Source organism: Streptomyces sp. NPDC050704 (assembly GCF_040654355.1).
Lineage (GTDB): Bacteria > Actinomycetota > Actinomycetes > Streptomycetales > Streptomycetaceae > Streptomyces.
On sequence record NZ_JBFAHW010000011.1, the window covers coordinates 131,854 to 153,662 of the forward strand.

Below are 21,809 nucleotides of genomic sequence, written 5' to 3' on the forward strand. Positions count from 1 at the left end.
GCGGCAGACCTGTCCGTGAAGCTCTCGTAAACGGACCTAATCCCGCTCTTGTACGACCTCGTGCGTGGTCACATCCACGACTGAGACGTTTCTGATGGAACCGGTCATGCCGCCCGGGCGTCGGTCAAGGTCGCCGACACCCCATCGCCACCAATGCGACTGCACGATGACACCGCGCTGAACGTGGCCGAGGGGTGCGGTCGGGAACCGCTCGTGATGCGGGTGCGCGGTCGCGGGCTCACGCGTGGCGGCGAGTCCCCCGAAGTTGAAGGTGGCGGTGACGGCCACGCACTCCTTCCAGCGCGGGTCGCCGACGACTTCCTGACGTTTCCAGGGCACGACTGACGCGAGGACGGGCAGTGCCGGCGGAAGTGGCTCGGTGCGCCCGTTCAAGGGGGCGGGGTGCGGGTCCGGGATGTCGGCCCGGGACCGATTGGACCGGTTCCACAGGGAGTTCGCGACGAAGTGCAGGCAGTTGACGGTCACAACGGCGGGCGCGATGATCGCAACAGCCTTGGGAAACATGGGCTGGAGCGACAGGGCCAGGATGACGGCGGTCACGCCGTTCTGCTGTCCGAGGGCCAACGAGACCCTGTCCACCCGGTCAAGATTCCGGGCCAGCAATGAACCGACGACGATCTGGGCACCGTAGGCTGCCGCGCCCAGCACCAGACCGTGTACCAGGTCGATGCCCCCGACCAGGAGCAGCCCCAGCGTGAAGGCCGCCGCCGCGTAGGCGCCTCGTGTGATGGTGCCGAGGTGGCGCTGGAGCGCCGCGGGACGGAAGAACAGCCCGACGACGGCGATACCGAGCATCAGGGTGAATCCGGCGGCCGCCACGACGAGGACGAGCAGCAGGAGTACGGCGACGATCTGCGCCGTGCGAGACCACAGTGACGGGTCCTTGCCCCACGCACGACGCAGCAGCAGCCAGACCGCCGCGGCCGCGGCCACTATCGCGGCGTTCCAGCCCAACTGCGCGGCGTAGCCCAGCAGATCGCCGCCGAAGGCGGCCGCCGTGCCGCCCGTGGCCGGTGTGTCGCGCAGGGCGCTCAGGGCGATGGGCGCGGTGTAGGCGGTGAGCAGCACCGTGACGGGATCGTCGAAGGAGGCCCAGACGGACAGGACCGCCTTGCCGCGGGGGGACATCAGGGAGGAGTCCCGCAGCGCGGCGACGGACAGGGGGTCGATCTGCGCGACCGCGACCGCGAGGATGAGGTAGGCCGGTTCGTCCAGCACGAACCAGAGCACCAGGGCGATCAGCGCGGCCTTGGCGACGACTCCCACGGTGACGGCGAGCAGCAGGAGCCCCAGGTCCTCGCGCGCCTCGCGGAGCGAGATCCCGGAGGTGCTGCCGTACAGTCCGACGGCCAGCAGCAGGGTGGTGAAGAAGAGGTAGAGCGAGGAACCGCTGAGTCCGCCGGCGCCGGCGCCGGCCCCTGTCGCCCAGCCGATGCCGATGATCCCGCACAGGATCCAGAGGTGTTTCGTGGCACCGAGAAAGCCCTGCCGGGCCGTGCCCGAGGCCATGGGAATCACCCCCTTCCGACACTCTTATCACCGGGGTGCCGATGACTTTAGAGTTCTCGTTTCCGCCAGGACCCGAGAACCGGTAATTGTGCCGTTCGGCAGGCGAAACCCCTCAGTTCTCGCCCGACTTGCCTTCCTTGATGACCCGTTCGACGCAATGGTTGAGCACATTCATGCGACGGTCCGCGTGGAATACCCGATCCTGGTGCAGGGTGGCGCCGAGCAGGAACGGGCCGTCCCCCACGGCGAAGTAATAGAGAGCCCCTTCGTCCACGTCGAACACCGTCCGCGTCAGCCGCCCCGGCAGAACCGCCTTCAGCGAGTGATTCAGCCGGGCCACGACGAAGGGCAGCCGTCGCGCGATGTCCTGGTAGCGGTCTCGGCGCTCCTGCCGGCTGATGTTGCGGAAGTAGGGGGCCAGTGAGGCCAGTTCGAGCACGTCCGCGGAGAGGAATCCGGCGGCGGGGTCGAAGTACGCCGCGTACTGGAGGTCCTCGGCGGACAGGGCCGAGACGCACAGTGCGCGGATTTCTCCCTGGCCCGACCCGAGGATCCCGAACCGGTCGGTGTGGAGCGCCTCCTCTTCCGTGACCGGCCCCGACCGCACTTCGAGGTCGCGCCACCGAAGGGGATCCTTCGGATCGCCCTCCTCGAAGCCGCCGTAGTTCAGGCCCCGTTGACGCAGTGCCAGTCCGAATCTGGTCGCGAGGCCGGCCATGGCCCGGTCGCCCGATTCGTCGTTGTCCCGACCCAGTGAGACGCCGGTCAGGTACTCGCCCGGCCGGAGGTAGTAGTGGAAGACGGACGCTTCGCCCAGGCGCAGTACGGTACGAATCAGCCGTCCGCTCTCCAGCGGGCGCAGCGCCCGGTCCATGCGCCCCAGCAGGAAGTTCAGCTGACGGCCCACGCGGGTGTAGAGCTCACGGCTGGATCCGGTGTCCGAGCCGTCGGGCAGCGAGCCGTCCCTGCCGAGCTCGTCCAGGATGTCCACCGAGTAGTTGTAGACCCCCCGGTGGTACGCCGCCACATGGTGAAGTCCGTCCCGGGCCAGTGTCTCGGCGCACAGGTCGATGAACTCCTGGCTGTCGGAGGTGACATGGGCGGCGTGATGGCGTGCCGCGGCCATGACGGAGGTGTCCTGGGCCGGAGGGTCCAAGCGGTTGCGATCCACGGTTTCCACCACGCCCCTCAGCCGATGTCGAAACCCGTGCGGAACAGATCTGGTTCAAGCGCCTCCATGCCGGTGCAGAGGGCATTCTCGAAGGGGCTCTGCGGGCCGGACAGCTTCCCGTGTCCGAGTGTCTGTGCGGCCCGCGGGTCGTACGGCAGATCGATGATGGTCCTTATAGGGAGTGTGCCCTTGGAATGGCTTCCTCCAACAGCGGATTCCGGACTCTGCCCGGCGAGTTGCAGACCGCGTCGAGTGCGTTCGGGCTTCTGCTCGGGCGTGTTCGCGACATATCCGATGGTCTTGGGCAGCAGTCCCGATTCTTCCAGTTGCGCTGCCAGCCGAAGGGTGTCCGGGCGGGCACGGGCATCCGTCCGGCCCACCATGAAGACGTACTCGACGGTCTCGCAGATCCGCCTGGTCCGCGGATTCCAGCCCGGTCCGCAGTCCACCAGCAGACATCCGGCGAGTTCGGCGAGCAACTCCACCGCCCTGCCGAGGATCCCCGGCAGATCGGACAGCTCCGCCAGAGCCGCGCTGCCCGGTCCGCGTACCGCCAGCAGCGACATGTCACCGCTGCGCCCGTCGGGAGAGCGGAGTTCCTGGAGCCGTGACTCCACCGAGCGGTCGCCCAGCGCGATACGCCGCTCCAGGGCGAAGCCGGCCAGCCCTCCGCCGTCATCGGCGCCCGTCCCGGATCCGTACTCGTCCCCGGTCCCCACGGCGTGCCACGCGCCGAGCAGCGCGGTGAGCCCGGCGGTCCGCAGATCCGCGTCCATCAGGATCACGTTCTGCCCCCGGGGCCCGGTCACCGCGTCGATCAGCGCTCCGGCAGCGGCGGTGACCAGGGTCGCGCCCTCTCCCGGACCTGCCGAGACGACCGCCGCCGACCAGGGCCTGCCGAGTTCCCGCTCCCCATGGCTGCCCTGATCCCCCTCCCGGACTCCGAGTGCCGCCGTCGTTCTTCCCACGACCACCGCCGACCTCCTTGCCACGACCACCGCGCCCGTCCGCCGCTCCTGCGGCACCGGTCAGATGTACGGCATGTCGATGTCGATCTCGATCCGCTCGGCTCCCGGCACCGTCCCGGTGTCCCGCACCCGGGCCTCGCTGTTCTGGAGGTTCGTCGCCGCGAAGCCCGTCAGCGGGTGCTCGGCCCCGCAGCGGACGCGCAGCAGTTCGTACGTACGGCGGTCCAGCTCCAGGGCGGCCGCCGACTCGCCGACGAACACCAGGGCGCTGGCGTGGTCGAGGGCCGCGATGAGGGTCAGCGGATGGTTCGAGCCGAGCGTGTCGCACAACCCTTGCCAGCCCTCCTCGCTGAGTTCCGCCATGCCGTCGACGAGACCCGCGGAGCGTCGGCACAGGGCCAGGTTCACCTGGCTGATCCGCCGGAAGGGGTGGGACTCCCCCCAACTCCCGTACCGCGCCAGGGCATCCTCCGCGAGCCGGCAGGCCTCCCGGTGCTCCCCCAGCAGCCGCAGATCAGCGGCGAGGGCCAGCTGCGCCGCCAGCTGCTCGTGGTGCGCGGGACCCGCGTAGGCCAGCCAGCCCTCCACCGCGTCCGAGTCGTACTTGCGGGCCGCCCTGATCCGGTCGTCCGAGTCCCCGCTCCCCATCCGCCGCAGGGTCGCCGCGAGGCCACGGGCCGCGACCAGCGTCGCCGGATCGGCCTGACCGAAACGCTCCTCCGACTCGTTGAACGCCTGGCGCAGCAGCAGCAGCGAGGTCGCGTAGTCCCCGGACTCCCGGTAGCGGTTGCCGAGTTGGGATGCCGCGCTCCACGTCATCTCGTGCTCCACACCGAGGACGCAGCTGCAGCGCTCGTACGTCTCCCGGTGCAGATCCAGGGCCTCCGCCGTCATGCCGACCATGGCCAGCGACAGCGCGAGGTTCCCCGTCGCCATCAGGGTGTTCCGATTGTCCGGACCGAACACCTCGGTGAGGATCTCCGCGGTCGACTGGTCCTCGGCGAAGGCCTCCTGGACATGGCCGAGCGCGCGCAGTTCGGCACCGCGGCCGGTCGCGCTGCGCAGGGTGTACGGGTGGTCGAACCCCAGCGTGGCGCGCAGTCGCCCCAGCGCCTTGCGATTGATCTCCTCGGACTCGCCGAACCGGCCCGCGTCACGGTGGATGTTGCCGAGTTCGACGGTCAGCCGCAGCAGCAGCACGTCGTCGGTGCTCTCCACGGGGCCGTACCGCTCGCACCACTTCTCCAGCAGCTGCTCGGCGAGGCAGTGGGCCCGTTCGAGGCGCCGGGCGAGGCGCCGGTAGCGCACCTGGTTGACCAACCAGCGCCGTACGTCGTCCTGGTCGCTGAAGACGGCCCCTGACGGGTCGACGTGATGGTCGAGTTCCTCGAAGACGCGGGCGTGCCGCGGATCGTCGACCTCCGTGTCGCGCGGTGACAGGGAGGCCAGGATCCGCTGGGCCGCCGCGCGGGACTCGGCGTACTCCTCGTCCGTCAGCTCGGCCCGCAGGAAGGCCAGCCCCATCGGGTCGCCGACCACGCGCTCGATGCCGTTGTCGTGGCGGGCCAGCACGCGCTCCGAGAGAGCGTGGAAGGCGTGCCCCGCCGTTGCCGCGGTGAGCGGGGTCCCGTCCGGCGGGCTCAGCCAGGCCAGTGCGGCCGGGCAGCGCAGTACGTCGGTCGACGCCTCGATCGAGACGCCGTTCGGCGACATGTGGACCAGCAGCCGCAGGAAGTTCTCCGCGACCGGGTAGGTCGCCCGCAGCGAGTCCATCGACACCGACCAGGTGTCGTGCGCCTTCGTGGGATACCCGCCGGCGCGGACCGCTTCCGCGCGCGCGGTCGCGTCGTGCCCGGCGGAGCGGTCGCTCACCATCTCGCGGTAGCGGACGACCGCCTCCTGCAGGGGCAGCCCGGTGGTCGTGAGGTACGCCGCCGCCTGGGCGACGGCCTGCGGAAGGCAGCCGGACATGGCGAGGATCTCGGCGGCCTGCTCGGCCGGGAGTCCCGGGAAATGCCGGCGCAGCTGGTCGCGGGCCTCGTCCTCGGTCGGCATGGCGATGTCCTGCGGCCGCCCCGTGGCACTCCAGTCGCCGGTCTCCGACGTGATCAGCACGTGGGTGCTGCCGCCGCTGGGCAGCAGGCCCACCAGGTCCGAGGAGCGGCGCACGTTGTCGTAGACGAGCAGGAACCTGCGGTACTTGCCGTGGCCGCCGGCCAGCGCGCCGAGCGTCTCACTCACGGCGCCCGGTGCGGTGCTCTTCGTGACCTTCAGCCGGTCGCCGAACTCGGCCAGCTGCTCGCGGATGCTCTCGGCGCTGTCGGCGGTGATCCACCAGATCGCGTCGTAGTCCGCCGCGAAGCGGTACGCGAACTCCAGGGCGATCTGGGTCTTTCCGACACCGAGCAGACCGGTGAGGATCACCGGCGTCGCCGACCGGCCCGGGGGAAATCCGTCGCGCAGCTGACCGATGTACGTCTCCCGGCCCAGGAAGGTCACGTTGCGCAGCGGGCACTTCCACATCCGGGGGATCCGGCCCGGGAAACGTGCCCCGCCGGACGAGTGGTCACCGTGCTGGTCCCGCTGCTCGGCCCGGTGCCCGTTCTGGGTGAAGTGGTCGAGGAGCAGTTCCCTGGCGTCCGTCTCGTCCAGGCCCTGGAGATGCGGTCCGCGCAGGTCCGCGATGGGCACCGGGACACGTGCCTCCTCGACCCGCACCGGGACGATGGACGCGTTGCGGTCGCCCGAGCGGAGCCGGCCGACGACCTTCAGATGGTCCTGGATGACGTCGTCGAGGCCGGGGTCGGACTGCAGCGCGGGCGAGACCACGAGGATCGTGTACGTCGGTTTCGCCACCGCGTTGCCGGGCTCCGCCTGCCACTCGCCCAAGGTCTCGCAACTGATGCCGATGCTCGCGAGGACCGTGCGGATCCAGTCGGCCCACTGGCGGTCCCGCGCCGCGTGGACGATCCGCGCCGTGCGCTGGCCCGACGGCCTGACCTCCGCGAAGCGGGCCTCGTACTGCAGCCGGAGCGGCTCCTTCACCGGCCGGGACTGGAAGACCTTTCCGCGGCTGATCTCCTGGGCGATCCGCACGTAGGCGGCGAGCTGGGACGAGTGCGTACCGGGCAACAGGGTGAAGGGGACGAGTACTTCCTCGTACGAGAAGGAGGCGTCGTGCCGCACTTCGACCTGGCCCCAGTACTCCTCCAGGGACCCGGTGGCCAGCGGGCCGACCAGCCCGGCGAAGCGCCGCTCCATGTAGGACCGCCGCAGACTCGCCTTCTCCCGGTCGACGGCCTCGACCCGCATGGGCACGGGGAGGATGCGCATGTCCCGCCGGGTTTCCCGGGCCTGCTTGTACACCTGGCGCGCGACGCCCGCGGTGCCCTCCACCGACTGGTTGCTGAGGTTGAAGCTCGCGACGACGACATCGGGCAGCCAGAGCGTGCAGACGCTCGCGTTGTCGGAGTGACCGGTCCGGCTGTCGATGAGGACATAGTCGTACGGCCCCTGCCGCAGCCGCTCGCGCAGTGCCTGGACGTACCGCTTGCCCTGGTACTGCTCGTAGAACTCGGCCCAGTTGAACAGGGCCACATTGCTGCTGTACTCATCGTTCTGGAGGCCCGGGCCGAGGAATTCCACGGACCCGGGGGTCTTGAAGTGGTCCCAGCGCAGGGTGTCCCGGTGCATCCGGACATCGGTGTGGTGTTCGAGCAGCTCCGTCAGCTGCCGCTCGTACTCGGGTGCCGCCAGCTCCTGCCCGTCCAGAGCCTCGACGTCCCGTCCGTAACCCCGCACCATGTCGACCACACCGGTGGAGTCGGCCAGTTCGGGGTCGTTGAGGAACGGGCGAAGGAAACGGTGCAGTCCCGGGGACTCCAGGTCCCAGTCCACGACGAGCACGCGGCAGCCCTCGCCGGCCAGGACCCAGGCGACGTTGGCGAGGGCCATCGTGCGGCCCACTCCGCCCTTGTACGAGTAGAAGGTGACGATGGTCGCCGGTTCATGGGCGGCCTCGGCGCCGGAGGGTTCCGGCTCCACGCTGCTCATTGATGCTGCTCCACGTGTTCACTCAGCCATGCGGGCCGCGGAGGATCGGGCGTTCGCCTTCCCCCGAGGATGAGAACCACGATCTGGTGCGGGGAGGCGAGTCCGGCCGATCAGGGGCGGCTCCGATCGGAGCCGGGTCCTGTGGCGAACCGGTGCGCCTGCTGTGCCACGGTACCGGCACCGGAGCAAGGTGCATATCCCAGGAGACGAGCGACGTACACGACATAGCAACGAATGGTGTGAGGTAACCGATATCTCGTGTGGTCATAGTGGGAGGTGAGCGATCTGCGGCGGCCAGCACCCGGTCTGCGACACCGCGCAGCACCTTGATGTACCCGCCCCGGGCCGCGGGATCGCGGAGCAACTGGCTGACGCTGCGCCGCGGGTAGTCACTGCCCGTCGCTCCGGACTGCCGGGCCGTCTCCTCCGCCAGTCGCGCCGGCAGGCCGACCGTGTTCCACACGACCTCCACCGGGGTCACCGAGGCGTCGCCCGTGCGGTGCAGTCGCCATCTCATCCGCTCGTCGAACACGGCCAGGTCGTAGGTGCAGGGCGGGGAGCGGAAGTACTCCTGCGAGTAGAGGACCACGAGAGCACGGCAGTTCATGGCCGGCGTGTCGGGTGGTGGTCCGCCTCTGACGTCGAGTCCCCGGTGGTCGGCGAGTGCTCCGTCGAATCGGCGGTCGCGCCCCAGTCTGTCGCGGATCTCGGCCTGTAAATCGGCGCGGAAGTGCTCGACGTCCGCTCTGCCAGTACCACTCACAGCATGACTGATGAAGAAGTACGGGACCATGCCTCGCCCCCCGTTCCCGCCCCTGAGTCCCAGGCTCATTCCTCTGATCAGTGCAACGGTTCTACATCGGCGGGGATCCCCATGATAGGGACAATCGCACCGCCTGTAACCGCCTTGTGACAGTCCTTCGCAAGAGCGACAAGACTGCCGGTGACACGGTCGCGCACGTGCTCGATCAGTGCACGTAGATCCGCGCAGTAGCACGACGGATTGTCGAAGCCGTTCTCCGGCCGGTACCGGTGCACGCGCAGTCCTCCGCCACAGACGTCCACGACGGCGCAGTCCCGGCACTGCGCGCACAGCCCCGCGGCTCCTGCCCGCTCCGCGGCGAAGCCGGGATGGGTGCTCGCCTCGTCGAACCCGTGCGCGTCGATGTGGTAGCCGGTGTGCGTGGCGCCCTCGTGCACGGTCTTGAGGATGTCGTTCTGCTCGATGCTCCCGTCCGGTTGCACCACCACCACGTCGGAACCGAGCGCACCCCACACCTCGCTGGTGCCCGACCCGCCCAGCTGCAGATCGACCAGCGAGTCGAAGAGCCGTACTGGGACCTCCCGCACCGGAGCGTCGTACCAGCGGTCGAACGCGGCGGCGAACCAGCGCGCGTACGGCACCTCCGGCTCCGCGGGCAGACCGGGTGGCGGGAACTGCCAGGTGCCCAGCGGCATCAGCAGGTCCAGCGCGGGAGGTTCGTGCACCAGCAGGGCCTCGTAGGTGTCCACCGGATCGTCGGCGAGGTCCACCACGCACAGCAGACCGCCGTACAGCGACCGGTAGTCGGAACCGCGCAGCAACTCCAGGGCCCGTACGACCTCCGCATGGGTGCCCCGGCCCGAATGGTGCCGGCGTCTGCGGTCGTGGGCCTCCCGGGTACCGTCCAGACTGACGCCGACGCGGATGCCCCACCGTGCGAACAGGTCCAGGAAACGCCGGTCCAGGAGTGCGCCGTTGGTCTGGACGATCAGATCGAGCGGCGTGTCCAGACCGCGCCACGCGGCGTGCAGCGCTTCGGCGAAACGGCCGATCCGGCGCGGTCCGGCGAGCAGCGGTTCACCGCCGTGCAGCATCACCCGCGCCTCGGGAGGCCGGTGGCGCCCCACGTGCTCCGCGATCCGCCACGCCGTCCGGTCCATGACCCCGGGCGGCATCACCCGGGGCTGGGCCGACCGGCCGCCGTCGCGCAGCACGTACATATAGCAGTCGGGGCAGGCGAAGTTGCACCTGCTGTGGAGCTTGATGACGAACTGGGAGAACGCGGCGGAGGCACGCGGCACATCTGATGCCGGCTCAGACCGCACTGTGCCACCTCGGAGCGACAGTCCCCCCGGGTGTCTCCCCCGCCGCCTGCCGCGATGTGCCGCGCCCGCCTGCCCGCTGCCTCAGCAGGGCCTCGACCACCGCGGAACGCGGCAGCCGCTCCAGCCGCTCGACGGACACGAGGCCCGCCAGAACCCGTAACTCGGCTAATCCACCCGGTTTCGAGGAGGTACGACTCCCGTTCTCGCTTTTCATGGCGCTCAGGCCCCCATTCCCCCGCGGCCCCCGCCCACGAAGCGCTCGGACGGGTCCACAGACCCTGCTAAAGTCCGGGACTCGTGAGCCGTCGGCGAATACTCTCCGTACGCCTGACGTGTGCCCGTACGCCTGACGAGTGCGCCCGTCAGGCCCTCTTCACTGTACCCAGCACGGTCAAGGAAGCCTATCCTCAGTAAAACGGGGGTCCACCGGACCGACTGGAGCTACGACGTCGCGAAGCCCATGTCCGAGCCGGTGAGAGTTTCGCCCTGCCGGACTACCGGCGGCAGTCTGCGAGGGGCGCGTGGATCGATCCGTCAACTACTTCTACACCAGCTGCACCCGTAGCGACGGCTGGCCGTCCATCAGCCGCTTCCACGCCGACCTCGAGTACCGGCTCAGAGCCCAGGAAGGCCTGTGGGTGAGCGGTGTCCTCGGGCCCCAGACGGGCTCGGGGCCGGTGCTCGAAAGCAGCGTCGCCCAGGTAGGGGTGATGATCGCGCTCTGGTCGCCGGAGTACTTCGCCGACCGGGACTGCGGTCTCGAGTGGGCGGTCTTCCAGCGCCGGATGCGCCGGCACGCCGCGCTCACCAGCGAGGACGTCTCCGAGTGCCTTGTCCCGATCGTCTGGGAGCCCGTTCCCCGACAGCTGCGGCCCGCGACCACGCCCGACCCGCAGTGGCCCTTCGGGGCGGAGTGGGACGACGGATACGGAAGCCGCCGGTACGACAGTCTGTCCGGGCTGATGCGGTCGGACAGCCCGGAGGCGAACGAGGCGTACTTCTCCTTGATAGGGCGGCTGGCCAAACGGATCGCGGAGGCGCGGCGCCGCGGCCTCACCGTCATCGAGAGCACCGAACTCCGCGACACACAGCCCGCATTCGGGTACAAGTCGCACGCACGCCAGGCCACCCCCGCACGCAGGCAGGTCGCCGCGGGCCCGGGCCCGGCCGGCCGGCACACCACCGGCCGGACGCTGTATCCCGCCCCCCCTGCGGTGGCCGTCTCCATCAGCTACGTGGGGGCGGACCAGCCCTGGGCCGACTGGATGGAGGAGGTCCTGGAGCAGGGCGGTCACTGCGAGGTCCGACAGGTGCGCTGGGAGACCGAGGGCGAGTCGCTGGCGCAGACCGTGCAACGGGCGAGGCGCGGGGCCGACCGGGTCGTCGTCGTCTTCTCCCGCAGCTACTTCACGGCAGGCGCGACCAAACTCCTCGACTGGGAAACCGTGTTCATCGGTCCGGGGAAGGACTGGCTGCTGCCCGTCCAGATCGACCAGGGGTCCCGTCCACTGCTGGTGCGCAGTGGCGTACCGGTCACCCTGCTCAACGGCTCGGACGAGCGCGAGGCACAGCGCCTGCGCGAGCTGGTACGCGAACCGGGGCCGCCCGTGCCGGGTCAGCGCGAGGGGGACGCCCGGTGACGTCCCGCCCCCCACGTTCTTCGGCCACCGCGCCGCCCCCCATATCGAACATTCCCGAGCAGGGCCGTCCGTTCCAGGGCCGCGACGAGCAGATCGCCGCGTTGTTCAAGCTCTTCACACAACACCGCACCGTGCTTTTGCACGACGCGGACGCCCCGGTGGGAGGTTTCGGCAAGACCCAGATGGCCATCGCCTACTGCCTGCGCTACACCCGCCGTTACGACGTGGCGTGGTGGTTCTTCTGCCGCGGCGAGACCGACAGCGACCGGCTGTGCGGACTGATCGACGACCAGTCCCGGGAGTTGCGCAAGCACTGCGTCCAGACCTTCGGCTCGTCCCCCGAACGCAGGCCCGACAAGCACTGGCTCTTCGTCTACGACAACGTGCCGAACCCCGACCAGATGTACGACCACTTCGTCCCCGGGACGGGCCATCGGCTCGTCATCTCCCGCTCCAGGGGCAGGGCTTGGGGGGAGAACCGGCTGGAACTCGGTGGTCTCAGTCCGGGGCAGGCCGAGGCACTGCTCCTGGACCAGGCGGACGAGAAACTCGCCCCCGAGCAGGCGGAGTACCTGGCGACCCTCATCAACGGGCATCCCAGGCTGGCGCTGGAGGTCGCCGACCGGGTGCTCAGGACCGACTACGAGAGCTGTCTCAGGGACCTGGTACCGATATCCGCGACGGACCCGGACACACCGCCCGGAGGCATGATGGTGCTGCCGCACGCCCGTGACGAGGACTCACCCGGGACACCGCTCACCCAGACGGACAAGCGGACCCTCATCCAGGCACTGCTCAACTCTCCTGTGAACGGCTCCCGGGAAACGTACGAGGTCTGGCTGGAGTCCGCCCGTCTGACGATCAAACCCCTGCCCCTGATGCCGGCGAGCGATGGCGGTTCGCTCAAGATCCGGATCATCTCCGTCGTCAACTTCGCGCTGTCCCAGCCGACTTCGGCCGTACTGTCCGCCCTCGCGGACGCCTTGGAGGAGCACGGCGACGAACCGGCGATCCTCGACGTACGGCGCCTGGTCGACAAGGCCGTGGACGCCTGGAACGGCGATCGGCGACGATAGGCACCCGCAGGGCGGCCGCCGGGAGGGCCCATGACACCACCGCCGTTCTTCTTCACCAGCTACGCGGTACGACGGGCGGACAGCCCGCTCGTCGCCCGGTTCCACGCGCGGCTCCAGACGGAAGTGGAGATGAAACGCGGGCTGTCGGCGACCCATGAGGGGTTCCTCGACGTGGGAAACCTGGAACTCGGTGTCGGGTGGCGGCGCACGCTCGCCCGGGCTCTGGGGAGCACCCGGTTCCTGATCGCACTGCTGTCCGACGACTACTTCGACCGGGAGTGGTGCGGACGCGAGTGGGCGGCCATGACGGAGCGGGTGCGCCGCACCGGTGCGGCGGAACCGGTCGCCGTACTGCCGCTGTTCTGGGTACCGGTCGCCCGGGAACTGCCCGCCGAGGTCGCCGCGGTGCAGTACCGCATGCCACGGCTCGGAGCCGCCTACTCGGACAGCTGCCTGGCCGATGTCATGCGCGGCGACCCGCAGGCGTACGAGAAGTTCGTCATCGAACTGACCGACTACATGGTGCAGTCGGCCACCACGGCCCTGCCGGAGATGGACGACGAGACCGCCGAACGGTTCCCTCCCGCCTTCGGGTTGTCCGCCGCTCCTACCGCCACCCCCACCGCCGCCGAGCCACGTACGTTCCGGGCGCCCGCACCCGACGTGGTGGCGCCGCGTGGTGGTCGTGGTGGGAGTCGTGCGCCGATGAGCCCCGGCGAGAGGCGTGAACTCATCGAGCTGATTCTGGAATCCGTGGTCTGCCGCAGCCGCGAGGCGTGGGACGTGTACATGGACTCCGTCCGCGCCCTGGCCCACCCCGAACCGGTAAACGTGCTGAGCGACGGAGGCCAGCACAGGACACGGGTGGTCGCCCTGGTCACCGCCGCCTTGAAGCGACCGACCCCCGGCATTCTGTTGGCCCTGGGCGATGCCCTGGCGGAGCAGGTGGGCGAGGCCGAGGCGGAACCGGTGCTGCACCGGGTACGGAGCGCCGCGGCCGAGTGGCCCGCGGCCTGATGGAGCATCAGACGTCAGGAAATCCCGACTGCGTCGACTGCGCCTTCTGCGCCATCGCCAAGGGCGCCGCGTTCGCGCGCGTGGTCCGCGAGGACCATGACACGCTGGCCTTTCTGCCGCTGCGGCCCGTCACCGACGGGCACGTGCTCGTCGTTCCCCGCCGGCACATCCCGAACCTGTGGCACCTCGACGACCCGACGGCCATGGCGCTGACGCGGACGGTGCTCCGGGTCGCACACGCGGTACGGACCGCGTTCCGGCCCGCGGGGCTGAACGTCGTGAACTCGGCGGGGGCTGCCGCGACGCAGAGCGTCATGCACATCCACGTACACGTCGTGCCCCGTTACGAGGGCGACCCGATGGGAAACTTCTGGCCACCGCCTGCGCCGCTGGATCCCGCCCGGCTGGACGCGGCGGCCGAGCGGCTACGGACGGTCGTGAGAGCCGGCAGCGGGTGGCGGCCGTCAGCCGAGCAACACGCCTACGAGGAAGGCGACATGGGCGACGCAGAGACCGCCGTAGAACAGTGAGAGCGTCTGGGAGAAGGCGGACCGCCGCCACCCCACCCGATCCGCATAGGGTCGCGGGTCCATGGAGAAGGGGTCCACGGTGCTCCCCGGCCGCCTGACGTCGTCGTAGAGCATGCGGAACAGTCGTTCCTGGTGCAGGAAGTAGCCGTCCAGGAACCAGAAGGCCACCAGCACGATCAATCCCGTCAGAACGATGGACCAGCTGGCACTGCCCGCCGCGAAGGCGAGGAGGCCGCCGGTCAGGGTCAGCGCCCAGCCCTTCACCAGGAAGGAGTTGTTACCGAGCCTCGACACCACCGCCTGGAGAAACTCAAGGTGCTTGACCTGGTCCGAGTCGAGAACCTGACGGCGTGTACCGGCTGGACCCACCTCATCCCTGCTGTTCATCGTAGGAGATTACCGCTGTTCTGTGGCTCTCTCGCGGTCTTGGTCTTGGTCTTGGTCTTGGTCTTGGTCTTGGTCTTGGTCTTGGTCTTGGTCTTGGTCATCGTCATGGCGAGACGGCAGACCGCGTAGGCCGTCCTGGTGAGGTCGGCGGCGGTGTGGCGCAGTGCGGTGTCGAGGTCGCGGGGGCCGGTGCCGATGGGCAGGACGGCGGCGGCGCCGTGTGCGTAGAGGCGGTCGGCGTCGGGGGTGAGCGTCCCGCCCAGGACAACGCAGGGAACGCTGTTCGCCGCACAGGCGTCGACGACCGCGCGGACCGTCTTGCCCGCGTCGGTGCCGGCGTCCACCTTGCCCTCGGCTGTGAGGCAGAGGTCCGCCGTGGCCAAGTGGCTGTCGAAGTGGGTGAGTTGTCGGATCAGGTGGGCCCCGGGCACCAGCTCGGCGCCCAGCGCGAGCAGGGCGGCGCCCAGGCCGCCGGCCGCGCCACCGCCGTCCGCCGAACCGACCCCGAGCAGCGGGGCGAGGCGGCGCAGGCCGTCGTCGAGGAGTTCGATGTGGTCCGGGGAGGCGCCCTTCTGAGGGCCGAAGACATGGGCGGCGCCGTCCGGTCCGTACAGCGGGCTCATGACGTCGGCCGCGACCACCAGATCGACACCGGCCAGGCGTCGGCGTGCCGGAGCGAGATCGACCGACGCGATGCGGGCCAGGTCCGCTCCGCTGCCGGCCAGCGGGTTTCCGTCGGCGTCCAGTACCTCGGCACCCAGGGATGCCAGCAGTCCCGTTCCGCCGTCCATGGTGGCGGTACCGCCGAGGAAGACGATGATCCGCCGGGCTCCCTGCCGTACCGCTTCGAGGAGCGGTGCCGCCAGGCCGGCGCTGGAGGCCCGCAGCACGTCGTGCTCGTCGGCCGACGGTCCGGCCGCCGGCCCGGCCCACCCGATCGACTCGGCTGCCTCGACGAGGGCGGTCCCGTCGTCGAGGCAGCCGAAGGACGCCTTCGCCGGGCGGCCGAGCGCGTCGACGGTGTCCACGCTCACGACCCTGCCGCCACGCGCCGCCTGCACCGTATGGCGTGAGCCTTCCCCGCCGTCGGCGAGCGGGTGCTCGACGGGGGTGCCACCAGCCGCGCGAACCCCTGCGGCGAGAGCGGCGGCGGCCTCCGCGGCGTCCAGCGAGCCGCGCAGTTTGTCCGGGGCGCAGACAACTCGCATGGTCGTTCCCTTCGTTGGCATGGCTGGCATGGCTGGCATGACTGGCAGCATCCGGTTGTCGGCGGCTGTGAGCGGGTTCAGACCGTCATCCAGCCCAGGACCGGGGTCGACTGCAGATAGATGATCAGGGCGAACCCGACCAGGAGGCCGAGGCTCCAGCCGAGCACCTTGCGGAAGATGACGCTTTCGCTGCCGGACATGCCGATCGCCGCCGCCGCGACGGCCAGGTTCTGCGGCGAGAGCATCTTGCCGAGGACACCGCCGGTGGAGTTGGCGGAGGCGAGGAGGACCGGGTCAAGGCCGGTCTGCTGCGCCGCGGTCACCTGGAGGACGCCGAAGAGCGAGTTGGCCGAGGTGTCGGAGCCGGTCACCGCCACGCCCAGCCATCCCACGATCGGGGAGAAGAAGGCGAACGCCGCGCCCGTCTGGGCCAGCGCGGTACCCAGGGTGACGGTCTGGCCGGAGAGGTTCATGACCCAGGCCAGGGCGAGCACCGACGTCACGGTGACGAAGGTCCAGCGCAGTTGGTGCAGCGTCGCGCCGTACGCCTTCACTGCCCGGCCCGGTCCCACCCGGTACAGGGCCATCGTGAGCAGGCCGGCGAGCAGCAGGACCGTACCGGCCGCCTTGAGGTGCTCCAGTTTGAAGGTCACGGCACCGGCGGGCTCGCCGGCCGCGGTCTCGACGTCCAGGCCGGGCCAGTCGAACTGGGTGGCGCCATGGCTGGCCAGCCAGTCCTTGACCGGGCCGATCTGGGTGAGCGCGAAGAGGGCGACGATGATGAGGTACGGGGCGAACGCCATGAGGGCGCTGCCCTCGCCGGTCTCCGACCGTTCCGCCTGACCGCCTTCGGGCCTGCCGCGCCCGGCGGCCTTGGCACCTTCCGAGGTCCCAGAGTCCCCCGAATCACCGGTACCGGTACCGCTCCCGGCGCTGACGGCTACGGCGGCGGGCTGCGTGACGGCCGCCGCGTCCTCCTTGTCCCGGTCGAGCTGATCCTGGTCCAGCTCGTCCTGGTCGGACCGAACCGCACTGGGCTGCCATACGCGCAGGAAGCCGAGGACCGCCACCAGCGCGACGACGCCCGCGATGATGTCGGTGACCTCGACGCTGATGTAGTTCGCCGAGACGAACTGGGCGAGTCCGAAGGTCAGTCCCGCGACCACCGCGACCGGCCAGGTCTCACGGACACCGCGGCGCCCGTCGAGGAGGAACACCAGGACGAGCGGGATGAGCGCGGCGATCAGCGGGGTCTGCCGGCCGGCCATCGCACCGAGGTCGTCCAGGGGCAGACCGGTGACCCCGGCCAGTGTGGTCAGCGGCACGGCCATGCTGCCGAACGCGACCGGCGCGGTGTTGGCGACCAGTGCCACGGTCGCCGCCTTGAGCGGGGCGATGCCGACCGCGACCAGCATGACCGCCGTGATGGCCACAGGGGCGCCGAAGCCCGCCAGCGCCTCGATCAGCGCGCCGAAGCAGAACGCGATCAGGATGCCCTGGACCCGCTGGTCGGTGGAGACCGTACGGAACGACCGCCGCAGGACCGCGAACCAGCCCGTTATCTCGGTCATCCGGTAGATCCACAGCGCGTTCACCAGGATCCACAGGACCGGGAACAGCCCGTAGAAGCCGCCTTCGGCCGCACCGGACAGGGCCTGCGAGGCGGGCATGTCCCACACAACCACGGCCAGCGCGAGGGCCAGCACCAGGGAGGCGACCGCCGCGATCTGGGCTCGTACCCGGAAGACGCCGAGCAGCACGAACAGGGTGAGCAGAGGGAGGGCCGCGCAGAACGCGGACCAGTACAACGAACCGGCGAGCGGGTCGGGGACCTGGGTGTACATGGGGGGACCTCCTGGAGCGGCTGCGTTGCCGCGTGGAGCAGCGGACTTGTTAACTTGTAAGACAAGTATTCGTGACAGTCAAGGGTTCCTGTATGGTAACTTGGTGAGGTTGGCTCATCACCCATGGGGAGGCGTGATGGTGGGTCGCCTGCAGGCGACATCGCTGATCGACGCACTTGTCGTCGAACTTCGCGAACAGATCCTTGACGGACGGCTCGGCGGCGGGACGGCGCTCACCGAGACGGAGGTGGCCGGCCAGTACGAGGTGGCGCGCCCCACCGCCAAGGCGGCGATCGAGCGGTTGACGGGCGAGGGTCTGCTGCGGCGCGGCGGTGCCCACAAGAGCGCCCGCGTTCCCGTCTTCGACGGCGACGACATCGCCGATCTCTACTTCGCCCGCACCTGTGTGGAACGTCAGGTCATGCGTGAACTGGCGCAGCGCCGGCTGATTCCGGCCGCCGCCCACAGCGCGCAGGGGGACATCCGCAAGCTGGCCGAGGTGGAGGACTCCACGGTCGACGCGGTGGAACCCGACGTCCGCTTCCACCGCTCACTCGTCGACGCCCTCGGCAGCCCGCGCCTGACCCGGGCGCACGCCTCGCTCATGGGTGAGATGCGTCTGTGCATGGCCCAGGTCCAGACGTACAAACTGCTCCGCATCGCCGAGATCGCCGACGAGCACCAGGCCATCCTGACCGCCATCGCCGATGGTGACGGCGAGCGCGCCGACCGGGCGCTCGCCGCCCATCTGACCCGTGCGAGCGAGCAACTCCGCAGCCACACGCCCTGACGCCGACGTACGGACGGCGCCGGGCTCCCTGCCGCAGGTGGCGTCAACCGCATGGCCGAGAGCCATACTTGACCATGCGGGGTACCTCCCGCGGTGACCCGACTCGGGAGGGCGGCAACAGGTGAGCGGCGTCGGCATTGGACTGGGCAAAGTCGAGGTGCGGCTCCGGTGGGATCCCAGCCACTGGGACGAGCCGCCTCACCACCTCGACATCATCGCCGCCACCTACTCGGCGGATGCCCCGCACGGGCAGCCGGTGTACGTCGTCCACTTCGACAGCCGCGCGCCGGACGGCACGATCAACATGACTCGGCACAGCCAGACCGGTCAGGGCTTCGGGTTCGTCGAGGTGATGGTCCTGGAGCTCGATCGTCTGACGTCCTCCATCACGCGGGTGGCCGTCGGTGTGGCGATCCATCAGCGCACGGGCCCGCAGACCTTCGGCGAGATCACGAACACGGGAGTGGCGGTCGTCGAGGGCCACAGGGAACTGCTGGTGGACGACTTCTCGCAGGTCGCAGGATCCACCGCCGCATCGGTCGCGGAGTTCACCAGGGACGCCTCCGGGGCGTGGCGGTTCCACGAGATGATCCGGGGCTTCGACAGCGACCCGGAGGTCTTCACCGCGGAGATGGGCAACGCTCGATAGTTCGGTCGCTCACTGACTCCAGCTATGTGATGGCCGGGGCGACGATCGTCGAGTTCGAGGGCGCCTCGCACGCGGTCGCGGTGTCCCGGTCCGAGGAGGTCGCCGACCTGATCCGTGACGCGGTACGCGCGACGAGCTGACCGGGGGTCATGGACAGCCGTGCGGACGAGCCCCCCTATCGGTCGCCGCACTTCTGCGGCACATCACCTGACGGGCTTCCGCGACGCCACGGCCAGCACGCAGGCGGCGAACGACGCCGAGGCCAGCAGCGCGAACAGCGGTGCGTAGCCGCCGAGTCGGGTCGCGAGGGCCGCTCCGGCGAAGGGGGCGAGGGCGCCGGCGATGGTCACGGGTGCGGCCAGGATGCCGGAGAGGTGTCCGTAGTCCGCGGTGCCCCAGCGGTCGGTGACGGCGGTGGCCTGGAGGAGGGTGAGGTTGCCGCGGACCATGCCGGCGGCGACGGCCAGGAGGAGCAGGACGACGTAGGGGCCGGGGGTGGCGGCGAGGGCCGCGGTGGTCGCACCGCTCGCGCCGATCAGGGCGACCGTACGGGTCGTGACACCGGTGCGGCGGGCCAGGAAGGTGTAGAAGACCCGGCCCAGGGTCTGGCCCGCGCCGCCGAGGCCGAGGGCCCAGGCCGCCGCGGTGGGGCTCGCGCCGCGTTCGGTCAGCAGCGGTACGAGGGCGATGACGACGGCGTACATCGCGAAGCCGTTGAGGGTGAGGGCCCCGGCGAGGGCGAGGAAGGGACGGCTGGTGATGATGGCCGACCTGCTGGCGGCGGGCCGGCGCGAGGTGTGCGGCGGCGCCGGCGGCCAGGGGGCGCGCAGCGCCAGGAAGTGGGCCGGGACGGTGACGGCCGCGAGGACCGCGGCCAGGATCGCGTACGTGGTGCGCCAGCTGAAGTGTTCGGCGAGGGCTGCCGTCAGGGGCGCGAAGGCCGTGGAGGCCAGACCGCCGGCGAGCGTGACGACGGTGAGCGCCCGGACCCGGTCCTCTCCCCACCAGCGGGTGACCGCGGCGAACGCGGGGTGGTAGAAGGTGGCGGCCATCGCCACCCCCGCCAGCAGCCAAGCGGCCGTGAACGCGGCGAAGTTGGGCGCGTACGCGATGGCCAGTACGGCGATGACACCGAGCAGTGAGCCGATGGTCATGACGGCGCGCGGGCCGCGGCGGTCGAGGATGCGGCCGACGGGCACCCCCACGAGTGCGGAGACGGCCAGTGCGGCGGAGAACGCGCCGGTCGTGGCGGTGGTGGACCAGCCGGTGTCGGCGGTGATGCGGGCGTTGAGGACGGGGAAGGCGTAGTAGACGATTCCCCAACTGGTGATCTGCGTCAGGCAGAGGGCGGGCAGTACGGCGCGTGGCCGCGACCGGTCCCCCGTTCCGGTCGAGGCCACGCGTGACGGGCTCCGGGCCACGGTGGTCAGCAGCCCCCGGAGGCGGTGACGGGGCCGCCGATCTGAAGGGTGGCGGGGGCGGCGCAGCAACCGCCGCCGGACTGCTCGGCGTTCGCGGTGCTCTCCGGTGTCCCCGGCTCGTCGAACAGGCCCGCGCCGCCGCACACGCCGGTCTCCGGCAGGGTCAACTCGACGCGCTCGGCGGCCTCCTGGTCCCCGGCGATCGCGGCCGCGATGGAGCGGACCTGCTCGTAGCCGGTCATCGCGAGGAACGTCGGCGCGCGGCCGTACGACTTCATGCCGACCAGGTACACGCCCTGGTCCGGGTGGGAGAGCTCCTTCACACCGTGCGGGTAGACCGTGCCGCAGGAGTGCGCGTTGGGGTCGATCAGCGGGGCCAGCGCGGTCGGTGCCTCAAGGCGTTCGTCCAGGCCGAGGCGGACCTCGGAGAGGAAGGACAGGTCGGGGCGGAGGCCGGTGAGTACGACGACCTCGTCGACCGGGTCGAGGCGGCGGCCGTCGTCGGCCACCAGCACCAGTCGGCCGTCATCGGTCCGTTCGACCGCCGTGGTGCGGAAGCCGGTGGCGGCGGACGCGTATCCGTCCTCCACGGCCGCCTTGGCGCGCAGGCCCAGGGCGCCTCGCGCGGGCAGCTGGTCGGCCTCGCCGCCGCCGTACGTGTCCGCGCCGAGCCCGCGGCGCAGGATCCACACCGCGTGTGTGCCGTCCTCCTCCTTGGCCAGGTCGGCGAGGTACGCGAGGGCGGTGAACGCGGAGGCACCGGAGCCGACCACGGCGGTGCGCCTGCCCGCGTAACGGGCGCGGACGGCGGGGTCCTTGAGGTCGGGTACGCGGTACGAGATGTGGTCGGCGGCGGCCTTCTCGCCGAGGGCGGGCAGGCCGTCGGCGCCGAGCGGGCTCGGGGTGGACCAGGTGCCGGAGGCGTCGATCACCGCGCGGGCGGTGATCCGCTCCTCCGTGCCGTCGGCGTGCCGCACGTAGACCGTGAACGGCCGCTCCGCGCGGCCTGAGTCGACCACCCGGTCCCGGCCGAGGCGCGCGACACCCGTGACCCGGGCGCCGAAGCGGACCCGGTCGTCACCCAGCGTCTCCGCCAGCGGCTGGAGATAGCGTGCGGCCCAGTCGCCGCCCGACGGGTAGGTCCCGCCTTCGGGCCGCACCCAGCCGGTCGGGGCGAGGAGCTTCTCGGCCGCCGGGTCGACCACCTCGGCCCAGGGCGAGAACAGCCGCACGTGCGCCCAGTCCCGTACCGCCGCGCCCGCGCCGGCCCCGGCCTCCAGGACGAGCGGTTCGATGCCGCGCTCGACGAGATGGGCGGCGGCGGCCAGACCGATCGGTCCGGCTCCGACGACCACCACGGGCAGCTGGTCGGTGGTGGGCACGCCGTCAGTTGGCACAGACACGGGATTCCCCTTTGTTTCGACATCCGTCGATCTC

17 protein-coding genes and 1 pseudogene are annotated in these 21,809 nt (G+C 70.4%); 7 read left to right on the top strand and 11 right to left on the bottom strand.

Annotated elements, in window-relative coordinates:
* Window positions 1-36 precede the first annotated feature (36 nt).
* From AB0I18_RS08835 to AB0I18_RS08860, 6 genes are all read right to left on the bottom strand, one after another.
* Window positions 37-1,530 carry a hypothetical protein gene (locus AB0I18_RS08835; RefSeq protein WP_363104685.1) on the bottom strand — a complete coding sequence of 498 codons (1,494 nt, stop codon included), beginning with the start codon at window positions 1,528-1,530 and terminating at the stop codon, window positions 37-39.
* A gap of 112 nt (window positions 1,531-1,642) precedes the next feature.
* Window positions 1,643-2,701 (bottom strand): hypothetical protein, encoded by a 1,059-nt coding sequence (locus AB0I18_RS08840; RefSeq protein ID WP_363104686.1) that lies wholly within the window; start codon window positions 2,699-2,701, stop codon window positions 1,643-1,645.
* 17 nt (window positions 2,702-2,718) lie between these two features.
* Window positions 2,719-3,675 (bottom strand): hypothetical protein, encoded by a 957-nt coding sequence (locus tag AB0I18_RS08845; RefSeq protein ID WP_363104687.1) that lies wholly within the window; start codon window positions 3,673-3,675, stop codon window positions 2,719-2,721.
* Between the two features lie 54 nt (window positions 3,676-3,729).
* Window positions 3,730-7,722, bottom strand: coding sequence for an FxSxx-COOH system tetratricopeptide repeat protein (gene fxsT / locus AB0I18_RS08850; protein ID WP_363104688.1), 3,993 nt, complete (start codon window positions 7,720-7,722; stop codon window positions 3,730-3,732).
* A 22-nt stretch (window positions 7,723-7,744) separates the two neighbouring features.
* Window positions 7,745-8,485 (bottom strand): hypothetical protein, encoded by a 741-nt coding sequence (locus AB0I18_RS08855; RefSeq protein WP_363104689.1) that lies wholly within the window; start codon window positions 8,483-8,485, stop codon window positions 7,745-7,747.
* A gap of 77 nt (window positions 8,486-8,562) precedes the next feature.
* Complete coding sequence (locus tag AB0I18_RS08860; RefSeq protein ID WP_363104690.1) at window positions 8,563-9,810, bottom strand: FxsB family cyclophane-forming radical SAM/SPASM peptide maturase; 1,248 nt, start codon at window positions 9,808-9,810, stop codon at window positions 8,563-8,565.
* A 521-nt stretch (window positions 9,811-10,331) separates the two neighbouring features.
* Here AB0I18_RS08860 and AB0I18_RS08865 point away from each other — a divergent pair.
* The 4 genes from AB0I18_RS08865 to AB0I18_RS08880 are packed head-to-tail and all read left to right on the top strand — an operon-like array spanning window position 10,332 to window position 14,073.
* Window positions 10,332-11,450 carry a toll/interleukin-1 receptor domain-containing protein gene (locus AB0I18_RS08865; RefSeq protein ID WP_363104691.1) on the top strand — a complete coding sequence of 373 codons (1,119 nt, stop codon included), beginning with the start codon at window positions 10,332-10,334 and terminating at the stop codon, window positions 11,448-11,450.
* Window positions 11,447-12,526, top strand: a complete 1,080-nt coding sequence (locus AB0I18_RS08870) for a hypothetical protein (protein WP_363104692.1) — start codon at window positions 11,447-11,449, stop codon at window positions 12,524-12,526. The genes AB0I18_RS08865 and AB0I18_RS08870 overlap by 4 nt, the downstream gene beginning before the upstream one ends.
* 30 nt (window positions 12,527-12,556) lie before the next feature.
* Entirely contained in the window at window positions 12,557-13,543 is a 987-nt protein-coding gene (locus tag AB0I18_RS08875; RefSeq protein WP_363104693.1) for a toll/interleukin-1 receptor domain-containing protein, read from the top strand.
* On the top strand, window positions 13,543-14,073 hold the full coding sequence (locus AB0I18_RS08880) for an HIT family protein (RefSeq protein WP_363104694.1): 531 nt from the start codon (window positions 13,543-13,545) through the stop codon (window positions 14,071-14,073). The genes AB0I18_RS08875 and AB0I18_RS08880 overlap by 1 nt, the downstream gene beginning before the upstream one ends.
* Here AB0I18_RS08880 and AB0I18_RS08885 read toward each other — a convergent pair.
* The 3 genes from AB0I18_RS08885 to AB0I18_RS08895 all read right to left on the bottom strand — a co-directional run bounded on the left by AB0I18_RS08885 (window position 14,008) and on the right by AB0I18_RS08895 (window position 17,512).
* The gene (locus AB0I18_RS08885; protein WP_363104695.1) at window positions 14,008-14,460 is read right to left on the bottom strand and encodes a hypothetical protein; all 453 of its coding nucleotides are present in this window, start codon (window positions 14,458-14,460) and stop codon (window positions 14,008-14,010) included. The two genes, AB0I18_RS08880 and AB0I18_RS08885, sit on opposite strands and share 66 nt — an antisense overlap.
* Entirely contained in the window at window positions 14,457-15,668 is a 1,212-nt protein-coding gene (locus tag AB0I18_RS08890; protein WP_363104696.1) for a glycerate kinase, read from the bottom strand. The genes AB0I18_RS08885 and AB0I18_RS08890 overlap by 4 nt, the downstream gene beginning before the upstream one ends.
* 77 nt (window positions 15,669-15,745) lie before the next feature.
* A complete protein-coding gene (locus AB0I18_RS08895; RefSeq protein WP_363104697.1) occupies window positions 15,746-17,512 on the bottom strand; it encodes an L-lactate permease in 1,767 nt (588 codons plus the stop codon).
* 136 nt (window positions 17,513-17,648) lie between these two features.
* On the opposite strand from AB0I18_RS08895, the gene AB0I18_RS08900 reads away from it, so the two are divergent.
* The 3 genes and pseudogenes from AB0I18_RS08900 to AB0I18_RS08910 form a co-directional block, all read left to right on the top strand.
* Window positions 17,649-18,302 carry a GntR family transcriptional regulator gene (locus AB0I18_RS08900; RefSeq protein WP_363104698.1) on the top strand — a complete coding sequence of 218 codons (654 nt, stop codon included), beginning with the start codon at window positions 17,649-17,651 and terminating at the stop codon, window positions 18,300-18,302.
* Between the two features lie 121 nt (window positions 18,303-18,423).
* Window positions 18,424-18,951, top strand: coding sequence for a TerD family protein (locus AB0I18_RS08905; RefSeq protein ID WP_363104699.1), 528 nt, complete (start codon window positions 18,424-18,426; stop codon window positions 18,949-18,951).
* 32 nt (window positions 18,952-18,983) lie between these two features.
* A pseudogene (locus AB0I18_RS08910) lies at window positions 18,984-19,091 on the top strand (alpha/beta hydrolase); the annotation flags it as partial.
* 63 nt (window positions 19,092-19,154) lie between these two features.
* On the opposite strand, the gene AB0I18_RS08915 reads toward AB0I18_RS08910, so the two are convergent.
* Window positions 19,155-20,351 (bottom strand): MFS transporter, encoded by a 1,197-nt coding sequence (locus AB0I18_RS08915; RefSeq protein WP_363104700.1) that lies wholly within the window; start codon window positions 20,349-20,351, stop codon window positions 19,155-19,157.
* A gap of 26 nt (window positions 20,352-20,377) precedes the next feature.
* Window positions 20,378-21,775, bottom strand: a complete 1,398-nt coding sequence (locus AB0I18_RS08920) for an NAD(P)-binding domain-containing protein (protein ID WP_363104701.1) — start codon at window positions 21,773-21,775, stop codon at window positions 20,378-20,380.
* Between the last annotated feature and the right edge of the window lie 34 nt (window positions 21,776-21,809).